An 11,000-nucleotide genomic window follows, 5' to 3' on the forward strand; every position below is an offset into this window, starting at 1 on the left:
GGATGAGAAGACGCTCGGCGCCGGGCGCGGTGACTCCATGCCCCACCCGGGCTCACCGAACGTGAGATAAGAACACTCGAAAACGTTAACAAGCTCCGGCCCGCGGTGCGGGCGGGAGCGCGGCCGGGGCGCCGGGCGGCGCGCCGCTCAGGTCGCCGCCAGCTCGTAGGCCACCTTCTGCTCCTCGAGATCCCGCAGCGCCTCGGCGCCGGCACCGTCGTCGACGATGACGCGGTCGAACGCCGACAGCGGCGCCACCCGATGCAGCGCCACCCGGTTGAGCTTGGAATGGTCGATGAGCAGCACGCTGCGCGCCGCGGCACGGAGCATGGCCCGCTTCACCGGCACGATGCGCTGCTCCTGGTGGTAGGCGAACCCTCCGCCGACCGCGGAGGTGGACACGAAGCACAGGTCCACGTTCAGGGCCTCGATCGCGTCGACGCAGGAGACGCCGAGGAACGAGTCGTGCAGCGGATCGTAGTCGCCGCCGAGCGCCATCAGCCGGATCTCCTGCTCGCGGGCGAGCAGGTTGACCGCCTGCAGGAAGTTCGTGACGACCGTCAGCGGAACGATGCCCGGCAGGCGGCGGGCCAGCGCCAGCGCCGTGGTGGAGTCGTCCAGCATCACCGCCATCCCCGGCTCGACCAGCTCGGCGGCCCTCTCGGCGATGGCGTCCTTCGCGGCCCCCATCGACTTCAGGCGGTAGGCCACGCTGCTCTCGAACACCCCCGACGGCTGGGCGGTGACCCCGCCGCGGTGCTTGCGGACGATGCCCCGGCGGGCGAGTTCGTCCAGGTCGCGGTGGATCGTCATGAGGCTGACGGCGAAACGCTCGGCGAGCTCCGCCGCGGTGACCGAGCCGACCGACAGCACGACGCCGGCGATGTCCTGCCGGCGCCGCTCCGGACCGCGCGGGGCCCCGCCGTCCTTGCTCATGGTCGATCCTCCCGGGGTCCGCGTCGCGCGACCGGCTGCCGGCAGCGACGGGACGGGACCGAAGATAACACCCTCAGATGCTCTCTTAACAAGAAATGTCGAGGCGCCCGCACCCGCTCACCATCCAGTCGGCGCTCTAGCAGGGGTCCCCTGGACATGCCCGGTGGCATGGGGCGATCCTGCGGAGGTCCGCGTGCCTCGTGCCTCCAGGCGCGCGCGCAGGCGCAGGCGCCCCGGGTTCGCGCCGGCCGCGTGCATGATGCCGCCGAGGAACAGCGCCAGCCAGCACAGGGCGGCGGGCGGCGATGTCACTCCCTGCCCGTCGGTGGTCGTCAGGATGAGCGCGCCGACCGCGACGGTCAGGACCCCGTACACGGCGGCCGCGATCAGCCAGGCGCGGTGCCGGTGCCGGACACCGATGTAGAGGAACGAGGCCCAGGTCAGGAAGCCCAGCGCCAGGGCCGGCGCCACCCAGAGGCTGTGCAGCAGCTTCCAGCCCGGCCCATGCCGTGTCATCGCCGGATCTTCGGCGGGCGCGTGGCCCGGCGTGCTGTGGCCGGGCACGCTGTAGCCCGGTGTGGACGCCATGTGCGCGGGATCCTGCGAGGGCATCCGGGACGAGGTGTCGAAAGGCACGAAGCCCGTGGGCAGAGGCGGCGGGCCGGACGCCGGTACGGAACTCGCCTGGGGCGATCCCCGGTCGGCACCGGCAAGCCGGGTCAGGACGCGGGCGTGCAGGTGCATCCCCGTCGCCGCGGCCGCCGACGGAGCGATCTCACCGAGCGGATGCGCGCTCTGAACGAACATCAGGAGCCGCTCGTACGCTTCGCGGGCGTCCGCCGGGCGCTGCCGCGGATCCTTGGCGAGCAGCCGGCGGACGAGGTCCTCCAGGGCGGGCGGAACGTCGGCACGGTACAGCGGCGCCGGTTCCTCCTCGAGGTGCTTGTATCCGAGCGCGTGCGGCGACGTCGCCGTGAACACCGGTTGCCCGGCGAGCATCTCGTAGACGACGCAGCCCAGCGCGTAGAGGTCGGTGCGCGGGGTGGCGCGCTCGTTGCGCAGTTGTTCCGGCGCCATGTACGCGGGCGTGCCGACGATCTCACCGGTGCGGGTGATGCGGACGATCCCGGCGGCGTCCAGGACGGTCGCCACCCCGAAGTCCAGGACCTTGACCGTCGCGTCCCGGGTCACCATCAGGTTCTGGGGCTTGATGTCGCGGTGCACGAGCGAGCGGCCGTGCGCGACCGCCAGCACCGAGCAGACCTGCGCGGCGATCGCGGCCGCCCAGGTGACGGGCAGCGGCCCCTGCTCGGCGACCAGGTCCGCGACCGTGCAGCCGTCCACCAGCTCCATCACCAGGAACAGGCCGTCGTCGAAGGGGCCCGCGTCGTGCACCGCCGGGACTCCGGGGTGCTGCAGGCCGGCGGTGAGCGCCGCCTCCTGCACGAAGCGGCGCACCAGCCGCCCGGGGTCCGGCCAGCGCGCGATCGCCTCGTTGGTGAGCAGCTTCACCGCGATCCGCCGCTCCAGCTGCCGGTCGGCGGCCTCCCATACCTGGCCCATGCCGCCCCGGCCGAGCGGCGCGATCAGCTCGTAGCGTCCCCCGAGCAGCTGCGTCACGCGAGCCCCCTCCGTACGGAAAGGATCATTCTGGCGCATCTCCGCCGCCCGCCGGAGCGTTCTGGACGAGCGCGTCCGAGACCGCCGCGGACCGCGCCGTCTCAGTCGTCGGCGATGTCCAGCTCGCCCGCCGCGACACCGTCGGCGAGGAGCCGGCCCATCTCCTCGCTGAGGGCGATGCCGTCGCGCGCCGCGGACGCGACCCGGTCCATCCGCCGGAACGCCTCCCCGTAGCGGCGCTGCTGGTCCAGCGGAAGCCGCGGCACACGCGCGCGGTGGACGTCCACCCGGCTGCCCGTCGACGACAGGGCCGACGACCGCACGTTCGCGGTACTGCGCAGGACGCCCGCCAGGAAGTACGGGTCGAGCTGGTCCGGATCGACCCTGACCAGCGACAGCTGCGGGCCGAGCAGCAGCCCCTCGCGCTCCACCACCCGCGCCGCGAACCGGCGGGAGGCGACCGCCACCGCGATGTCGCCGGTGCGCGTGACGAGCCAGTCCTCTTCCGCGCGGGCGGGCACCCGGCCGGTGGGCTCACGGTCGTGGATCACGTCCTCGGCTGTGAGCACCGGCCGCCCCTCACCCGTCTCGGCCGCGTCCCTGCGCGCCGGGGCCCGGTGCACGGTCAACGCGCCGATGCGGGCCAGTTCCGCGACGGAGGTGACCGCCGGTTCCCGATCCCGCGGCGCGGGTCCGAGCTCCGACACCAGCTCGGACATCTGCCCGAGCAGCGCGGTCAGCCGGTCGCGGGTCTGGACGAACCGCTCGGCCGTCCGGTCCCCCGTGCCGGCGGTCAGGTACGGCGCCGGCGTCAGGTCGACCTCTTCGTCCAGCAGGTCGATGATCGGCACGACCCGGCTCGTCCCGGGCGAGTCCACGTCGCGGCCCGCGTGGAGGTCCCGCCAGATCCGGACGATCTCCGCGTCGTCCGCGCCGTCCACCACCAGCAGCCCGGCCGGCCGGTCGCCCGCCGGCCTGCGCAGCAGCCAGAGATGGGGGCCGTCGGGAAGCGCGACCACGGCGCGCAGGGCGCCGCGGCGCAGCAGTTGCGTGCGCATGCGCCGCCCCGAGCGCCGCCCCGCCACCGCGGGCGGCATGAGCAGGACCGCGAGCCCGCCGGGGACGAGGTGCGCGAGGGCGTGCTGCGCCCAGGCCAGTTCCGGTTCCATGCGGGGCGGCAGCCCGTACTCCCACCGCGGGTCGGCGGTGAGCTCCTCGTGGCCCCAGGACCGCTCGTTGAACGGAGGATCGCACACCACCGCGTCCACGGTGAGACCGGCGAACGCGTCCTGCCGCAGCGAGTCCCCGACGCGGACGTCGGCCGGGGTGCCGCGCAGGGCGAGCCGCGTCCCGGCCAGCGAGGCGAGCACCTCGTCCCGCTCCTGCCCGAAGAGCCGCCGCTCGGCGTCGCCGGACGGCGCCGGCAGCGCCGACAGCAGTTCACCGGTCCCGCACGCCGGGTCCAGCACCGACCGCGCGTCCGGGTCGACCAGCTCGGCGATCAGCCCGGCGAGCTGCGGGGACGTCAGCGCCATCCGGGGCAGCCGGACCTCCAGGTAGCGCTCGACCAGGAACTCGAACGCGCGGGCGGGACCCCACGCACCGGACAGCTCGTCCACGGCCCTCAGCAGCGGAAGCGACCGCTGGTCGACCCCCAGCCGTTTCGCCGCCGCCAGGTCGCTCAGCCCGCCGAGCCGGATGCCGGTGCGCTGGCAGGCCCCCACCTGCCGCAGTGCCTCACCGACCTCGCGTTCGTCGCCGGCCGCGCGCAGCAGCTGCCACGCCCGCTCCTCGGGAGGGGTCTCGACGAGCTTGCCCTGTTCGCGCAACCACGCCTCGACCTCGGCCAGCGAGAACACCGGGCTCGCCGGGGTGCCGCCGATGGGCTGCGGGAACCCGGGATGGCGGCGCCGCCAGTTGCTCACCGCCGCCCGGCTCACCCGCACGAGCCGGGCGATGTCCGACGTGGTCACGGTGGCGTCCTCGCGCACGTCACCCTCCTCAGCTGGGACGCCGACACCCTATCGCCCGCCTGTATTCGTGTCGACACAATCGGAGCACTTGTTAGTCGAGTTAACACGTGCTGTACTTGGCGACGCGTCGAACACTCCACCGTGTCGGCGCTCCACGATGACATCCCCCCGGAGGTTCTGCCATGCCGTCCCTGCGCCCCGCGATCCCGCTCGCCGCGATCGCCACCCTGACCAGCGCCGTCCTCCTGACCGGGTGCGGCTCCGGCGATGACGGCGACGGCCCGAAGGGCGGCGACGCCGCCTCGACGGCCGCGGGCGCCACGCCCGCCGGCTCCCCCAAGAGCACCGCCGCCGCGGCGACCTACCACGACCCGATGGACATCGCCAAGAAGATCCGCAGTGCGCACCTCGGCTGCACCAAGGCCACTCGGACCGAGTCGCTGGGCAGCGGAAAGGTGATCTGCGGCGGCACCGCCAACATCAGCATCGAGTTCTACGAGACGCCGAGCGCCTTCCTGGAGGTCAAGAAGACCATCTGCCAGATGGGCGTGGCCGGGACCATCGTCGCCGACCAGGGACGGCACTGGATGGTGACCTCGCTCAACAGCGGCGTCAACAAGCGCATCCAGCGGGCCATCGGCGGCAAGGTGGTCAAGACCTGCTGAGAGCGTTACGGAGGACCATCTCGCTCCCGAGACGGATCCCGCCGCCGAGGACGGCTGGATCGAGAAGTCGAGGACGCGTTATCGCTGGCGGCGAGGCGCCGCCGAACGGGGCGGCGCCGAACGCATGTGGTCGCGCACCGGCGACAGCAGTTCGGCCAGCGCCCTGGTGTCGGCGGGCGACAGCGGCTGGAAGAGCTGCCGGCTGACGACCTCGGTGTGACCGGGGAGCACCTTGGCGAGAAGCGCCCGTCCGGCATCGGTGATCGTGACCGTGACGCCCCGGTCGTCGTCCGCGGAGCGGGTGCGGGTGACCAGGCCCGCCTTCTCGAGCAGCCCGGCCTGATAGGTCAGTCCGCTGCGGCTGTACACGACGCCGTCGGCCAGGTCGGTCATGCGTTCGCTGCCGCTCGGCGAGTCGAGGCCGAGCCGCGCCAGGAGCTGGAACTGCACGTAGCTGAGATCGCCGGCCTCGCGCAGCTGCTGCTCGACCGCGTGGCGGAGCAGGCCCGCCACCTCCATCAGCGCGAAGTACGCGCCCAGCTGGGCGGCGTCCAGGGACGGCGGCGGCGTGTCAGGCATGGCGCCCACTTTACCAGCTACTTCATTTTCGAAGCACTTGCTTCGACTTCAAAGCACTGTTACGGTGACCTCAGTGCTTCGGATTCGAAGCACTTCGCCGATCGAATGCTGAGGTACCGGAAATGAAGGCAGTTCGCTTCCACGAGTACGGCGGCCCCGACGTCCTGCGCTACGAGGACGTCGACCGGCCGGTGCCGGGCGCCGGGCAGGTGCGGGTGCGCGTCGCCGCGACGACGTTCAACGGCGTCGACGGCAACATCCGCGCGGGGTTCATGCAGGAACCGATGCCCCTGACGTTGCCGCACATCCCCGGTCTGGACGTCGCGGGAACGATCGACGCACTCGGCGAGGGCGCAGGCGGCCTGGAGATCGGTGACCGGGTGATCGGTTTCCTGCCGTTCGTCGTCGACGGCGCCTCGGCGGAGTACGTCCTCGCGCCCGCCGAGAGCCTGGCGCCGGCCCCGACGGGCATCCCGCTCGCCGACGCGGCCGCGCTGCCCCTGGTCGGTCTCACCGCATGGCAGGCGCTCTTCGAGCACGCCGAGCTGAAGCCCGGGCAGCGGATCCTGATCAGCGGCGCCGGCGGGGCCGTGGGCGGCTACGCGGTGCAGCTGGCCAAGGCCGCCGGCGCCCACGTGATCGCCACCGGCAGCCCTCGCAGCATCGGGCGCGTCACGGCGGCGGGCGCCGACGAGGTCATCGACCACACCGCGGCCGAGGTGACCACCGCGGTGACGGACCCGGTCGACGTCCTGCTCAATCTCGCGCCGATCGACCCGGCCCGGTTCACCGCGCTGGCCGGCCTGGTCCGCGACGGCGGCGTCGTGGTCAGCAGCACCGTGTGGATGCCCGCACCGGCCGACCAGGAGCGGGGCGTGCGAGGCATCGACATGTACGTCCGCAGCGATGCCGAGCAGCTGTCGGAACTCGTCGCGCGTGTGGACCGCGGCGAGCTCACCGTCGACGTCGCCGAGCGCGTGCCGCTGGCGGACCTGCCCTCGGTCCACGCACGGGCGGCCGCAGGGACCCTGTCGGGCAAGGTCATCGTCCTGCCGACGACCGCCTGACCCCCGGGAGGACCCGGTGCCAGGCGTGCGGGTCCTCCCCCGGCCCGGTCAACGTCCCACCTCTTGTAAGGAGCCTGACATGCGACGCGAAGTCACCGTGCTCGGCAGTTGCGGCGCCTTTCCCGAGCCCGGCCGCGCCTGCAGCGGTTTCGCAGTGGACTGGGAGGGTTACCGGCTGGTGCTGGACCTGGGTTACGCCACGCTTCCGCGGCTGCTCGCGCACTGGCTGGACGGTCGCGTGGACGCCGTCGCCATCACCCACGAGCACCCGGATCACTGCGTCGACCTGCATGGGCTGTTCCGGATGCGGCACTACGGCGAGGCCGGGGAAGCGAGAATCCCGTTGTACTGCCCGCCCGGCGTGCTCGACCGCCTCCAAGGACTGGAACCCGACGTCGACCTGAACGCGGTCTTCGATGTGCATCCGCTTCCCGGTGCCTACCGTGTCGGCCCGTTCGAGCTGACCGGTCTCTCGCTCCCGCAATGCCGGTGTCCGCCTGCGGGCCGGTCAGAGCGTCGTGGCCTACTCCGGGGACACCGGCCCCTCGTCGCGGCTCGTCGAGCTCGGTCGTGACAGCGACCTGTTCATCGTCGAGGCCACCGACAGGGAGGGCGAGACGCAACAGCCCACGCGCAATCTCATGACCTCCGCCGAAGCAGGCCACTGGGCCAAGCGGGCGGGCGCCCGGAGGCTCATGCTCACCCACTTCTGGCCCGGCAACGACCGGGCGGCGTCGGCGGCCGCCGCCCGCGCGGAGTTCGGCGGGGACGTCCTCATCGCCGAAGAGGGCCTCAGCGTCACGCTCTGAGTCCCTGCCCGGCTCCGCACTGTTCGCCGGGCCTCCGCTTCGGCGCCGACCGCACCCAGGTCGCCCACCTCGGTGTGGACGGCCCCGATGTGCTCGACGACGGCGGGCGGGTAGCCGATCGCGGCGACGGCCTCCCGGTGGTAGGCCTCGTGGACGAGGATGTCCGCGCCGGCCGCGAGACGGGAGATGTTCGGCGTGCGGGCGGTGTCACCGGAGAAGACGACCACGCCGCCCTCCGTCTCGATCCGGTAGGCGAGCGCCGGGAACACCGGGCCGTGCGGGACGAGGATCGCGGTGACCTTGACGTCGTCGTTCTCCATCACGGGGAACGGGTCCATGCGCGGTGCGGTCTCCGCCGGGCCGGCCCCGGCCGACGCGGGCGGCTCGATCTCACGGACCCGCAGCCCGCCGAGCCGGGACCGTACACCACGATCGGCTTCTGGAAGCCCTGCTTGCCGACGACTCCGGCGCTGAGCAGCGGAAAGGAGAACAGGTCCACCGTGTGGTCGGCGTGCAGGTGCCTCACGAAGACCGCTGCGAGGGACGGCATGGACAGGCCGGCCCGCATGAACCGGGTGATGGCCGCGCGTCCGGCGTCGATCACGTACGTGCGGCCGTTGACGACCAGCGCGGACGCGATGCCGGTGCGGGCCGCGAGGGGCGGCGGCCCTCCGGCCGTGCCGAGCAGGACCAGTTCGGTGCCGCGATGGCCCGGCTGCCCGAGCTACTCTGCCGCCATGACTTTGATCAGGGAAATCGATTTTTCGTATGCAGGTAATCCATAAGATGGATGCCATGAACCTGGCCCGCCTGGACATGAACCTCGTGGTGGCTCTGCGGGCGCTGCTGGAGGAGCGCAACGTGACGCGGGCCGGCCGGCGCCTCGGCCTCAGCCAGCCGGCCATGAGCGCCTCCCTGGCCCGGCTGCGGCGGCACTTCGACGACGACCTGCTGGCCCGCGTCGGCGGCGGCTACGAGCTGACGCCGCTGGGCGCCGCGCTGCTGGAGCGCACGGCCGCCGCCTGCGACCTGCTGGAGCGGGTGTTCGCCAGCCAGACGCGGTTCGACCCCGCCGCCGAGACACGGGAGTTCACGCTGCTCGGGTCCGACTACGGCACCAGCGTGTTCGGCGCGGAACTCGCCCGCGTCCTGCACGACGAGGCGCCCGGCGTCCGGCTCAGCCTGCAGCAGAGCACCCCCGCCATCGTGGAGAACCCGGCGACCTCGCTGAGCGGCGTGGACGGGCTGCTACTCCCGCACGGGATCATCGACGGGATCCCCTCGCTGGACCTGTTCGAGGACCGGTGGGTGTGCGTGGTGGACGCCGGCGGGCCCGACCTGCTCACCCTCGACGATCTGGCCCGCCTGCCGTGGGCGGTCTACCAGCGGCCCTACGACGCGCCGGTGACCCGCCAGCTCAGCATGATCGGGGTGAGCCCGCGGGTCGAGGTCTCGGTGCAGTGCTTCCAGATGCTGCCGAACTTCGTGGCGGGCACCGACCGGGTGGCGCTCATGCAGGAGAGGCTGGCGCGCCAGGCGACCGCTCCCGTCAAGGTGCTGCCCTGCCCGTTCGCGGCGGTGCCGCTGCGGGAGGCGCTGTGGTGGCATCCGCTGCACGCCCGCGACGCCGGGCACGTCTGGTTGCGCGAGACGGCGGCCCGGGTGGGCGCCCGCATCCAGGCGATCGATGCCGAGCATATGAAGGATCGATTTCACAACGCGTGACGGCGGCCACATGATGGCGGCCATGTCGAAACCACCCCGGTCGGCCGGCGGCACGCTCGCCGCCGCCTGCTTCGCAGTTCTGGCTGGCCGCCATCCCGGTCACGACCTCCTCCCTCGGCACGCACGTCGGGCCGCTCCTGCTGGAAGGCGTCGGCTTCCTGTTCGTGGTGTCGGCCATGACCTCGGCCGCGATCTCGGCGGTCCCGCTCTCGGCCACCGGCATGGCCAGCGCCGCGATCAGCACCGCCCGGGACTTCGGCATGTGCATCGGGCCCACGATCGTCAGCGCCGTGGTGCTCGGCGCCGCCGGCTCCGACCTCCCCCACCGCCTGGCAGGCCTCGACCCCAGTACGGCTGCGGCCGCCGACCACGCCGCGTCCGCCGGCGGCCCGTTCGCCGTGCTGTCCATCCCCGGAGCCGTGCCCGCCGCGCTCCGCGCGCTCTCCCACGGGTACTCGCTGGGGCTGGTCATCTGCGGGTGCGCGGCCCTGGTGGCCGCTCTCACCACGGCACTGTGGCTGCGCGAATCGACGGACCGACGGCTGGTCCCTGTCCCCGCCACCACCCCGGCCTGACCGTCCGCGTCCTCTGGGCGGCGCCTTCAGACGCTCGGTGGCTGCTCAGCGATGGAAGCGTGGGGCCGCCTGGCGGCGGGTGGCGTGGACGGTGCCGAGGAGTTCGAGGGACTGCGCGCTGGGGCTGCCCGGCTCGGCGTGGTAGATGACGAGCTGCTGGCCAGGGGCGTCGCGGACGTCGAAGGCCTGGTAGGTGAGCGTGAGAGCACCGACGTCGGGGTGGAGGAAGTTCTTGGCGTCCCGGGTCTTGCCGCGCACGGTGTGGGAGTTCCAGAGGCGGGTGAAGTCCGCACTGTGCTCGGTGAGGGCGCCGACGAGCTCGCGCAGCCGCGGGTCGTCGGGGTCGAAGCCGGCGGCCTGGCGCAGGTTGGCGACGGCGGCCTGCGCGGCCCGGTCCCAGTCGGTGTAGAACGTCCGGCCCGCGGGGTCCAGGAAGGTCATGCGCGCCAGGTTGTCGGCCGGTTCGAACGGCGCGTAGAGGGCGTCGGCCAGGGCGTTGGCGGCGAGGACGTCCAGGGTCCGGTTCATGACGAACGCCGGAGCGCCGGGGTAGCCGTCCATCAGCTGGCGCAGCGCCGGGCTGACCTGCTCGGCCGGGCGGGCGGAGGGCGGGAGTTCCGGGGCCGTCCCGGCCAGCCGGAACAGGTGCGCTCGGGCGTCCGCGTCGAGGTGCAGGGCGCGGCCGAGGGCATCGAGCACCTGGGGTGAGGGGTTGCGCTCCCGTCCCTGCTCCAGGCGGGTGTAGTAGTCGGCGTTCACACCGGCCAGGACGGCGACCTCCTCGCGGCGCAGCCCCGCCACCCTGCGGGCGCCGTAGCTCGCCATGCCGACGTCCTCTGGACGCAGGCCGTCGCGGCGCGCGCGCAGGAAATCGCCAAGGTGGTTGCCGTCCATGAATCCAGGCTATGCGGCGGCCCAGTGTGGTGGCGGGGGTCGGGGGCCCCCCGGCGCTCGCGGGCAGGGTTTTTTCCCCGGGCCAGGGGCGACGAGGGGGGGTACAAATAGAGGGGACCACCGGGAGGCCGGGCGCGCCCAAGGGGGGGGCAAACAA

General features: G+C 72.9%; 12 protein-coding genes. 6 read left to right on the top strand and 6 right to left on the bottom strand.

All coding sequences use genetic code 11. The features are described from left to right. Nucleotides 1–147 precede the first annotated feature (147 nt). The 3 genes from ABT299_RS41965 to ABT299_RS41975 all read right to left on the bottom strand — a co-directional run bounded on the left by ABT299_RS41965 (nt 148) and on the right by ABT299_RS41975 (nt 4,547). Nucleotides 148–936: a DeoR/GlpR family DNA-binding transcription regulator gene (locus tag ABT299_RS41965; RefSeq protein ID WP_190861384.1), complete on the bottom strand. Its 789-nt coding sequence runs from the start codon at nt 934–936 to the stop codon at nt 148–150. A 117-nt stretch (nt 937–1,053) separates the two neighbouring features. Continuing rightward, nucleotides 1,054–2,556, bottom strand: a complete 1,503-nt coding sequence (locus tag ABT299_RS41970; protein ID WP_500254157.1) for a serine/threonine-protein kinase — start codon at nt 2,554–2,556, stop codon at nt 1,054–1,056. A 101-nt stretch (nt 2,557–2,657) separates the two neighbouring features. Then, entirely contained in the window at nt 2,658–4,547 is a 1,890-nt protein-coding gene (locus tag ABT299_RS41975) for an N-6 DNA methylase (RefSeq protein ID WP_500254158.1), read from the bottom strand. A 164-nt stretch (nt 4,548–4,711) separates the two neighbouring features. Between ABT299_RS41975 and ABT299_RS41980 the strand changes: the two genes are divergently transcribed. After that, entirely contained in the window at nt 4,712–5,194 is a 483-nt protein-coding gene (locus tag ABT299_RS41980) for a hypothetical protein (protein WP_500254159.1), read from the top strand. Nucleotides 5,195–5,272: 78 nt separating this feature from the next. Here the strand turns inward: ABT299_RS41980 and ABT299_RS41985 are convergent, their stop codons facing one another. Beyond that, complete coding sequence (locus tag ABT299_RS41985) at nt 5,273–5,773, bottom strand: MarR family winged helix-turn-helix transcriptional regulator (protein ID WP_500254160.1); 501 nt, start codon at nt 5,771–5,773, stop codon at nt 5,273–5,275. Nucleotides 5,774–5,895: 122 nt separating this feature from the next. Between ABT299_RS41985 and ABT299_RS41990 the strand changes: the two genes are divergently transcribed. From ABT299_RS41990 to ABT299_RS42000, 3 genes are all read left to right on the top strand, one after another. Further along, nucleotides 5,896–6,840 carry an NADP-dependent oxidoreductase gene (locus tag ABT299_RS41990; RefSeq protein ID WP_500254161.1) on the top strand — a complete coding sequence of 315 codons (945 nt, stop codon included), beginning with the start codon at nt 5,896–5,898 and terminating at the stop codon, nt 6,838–6,840. A gap of 79 nt (nt 6,841–6,919) precedes the next feature. After that, a complete protein-coding gene (locus ABT299_RS41995; protein WP_500254162.1) occupies nt 6,920–7,414 on the top strand; it encodes an MBL fold metallo-hydrolase in 495 nt (164 codons plus the stop codon). Further along, entirely contained in the window at nt 7,359–7,649 is a 291-nt protein-coding gene (locus ABT299_RS42000; protein WP_500254163.1) for an MBL fold metallo-hydrolase, read from the top strand. The genes ABT299_RS41995 and ABT299_RS42000 overlap by 56 nt, the downstream gene beginning before the upstream one ends. A gap of 319 nt (nt 7,650–7,968) precedes the next feature. Here ABT299_RS42000 and ABT299_RS42005 read toward each other — a convergent pair whose 3' ends face one another. Next, complete coding sequence (locus ABT299_RS42005) at nt 7,969–8,253, bottom strand: hypothetical protein (protein WP_500254164.1); 285 nt, start codon at nt 8,251–8,253, stop codon at nt 7,969–7,971. Nucleotides 8,254–8,444: 191 nt separating this feature from the next. On the opposite strand from ABT299_RS42005, the gene ABT299_RS42010 reads away from it, so the two are divergent. After that, nucleotides 8,445–9,374 carry a LysR family transcriptional regulator gene (locus ABT299_RS42010; RefSeq protein ID WP_190861367.1) on the top strand — a complete coding sequence of 310 codons (930 nt, stop codon included), beginning with the start codon at nt 8,445–8,447 and terminating at the stop codon, nt 9,372–9,374. Nucleotides 9,375–9,550: 176 nt separating this feature from the next. Next, entirely contained in the window at nt 9,551–9,949 is a 399-nt protein-coding gene (locus tag ABT299_RS42015) for a hypothetical protein (protein ID WP_500254165.1), read from the top strand. 45 nt (nt 9,950–9,994) lie between these two features. Here the strand turns inward: ABT299_RS42015 and ABT299_RS42020 are convergent, their stop codons facing one another. After that, a complete protein-coding gene (locus ABT299_RS42020) occupies nt 9,995–10,843 on the bottom strand; it encodes a helix-turn-helix domain-containing protein (RefSeq protein ID WP_500254166.1) in 849 nt (282 codons plus the stop codon). Nucleotides 10,844–11,000 lie beyond the last annotated feature (157 nt).

The organism is Spirillospora sp. NPDC000708 (assembly GCF_040299565.1).
GTDB lineage: Bacteria > Actinomycetota > Actinomycetes > Streptosporangiales > Streptosporangiaceae > Spirillospora.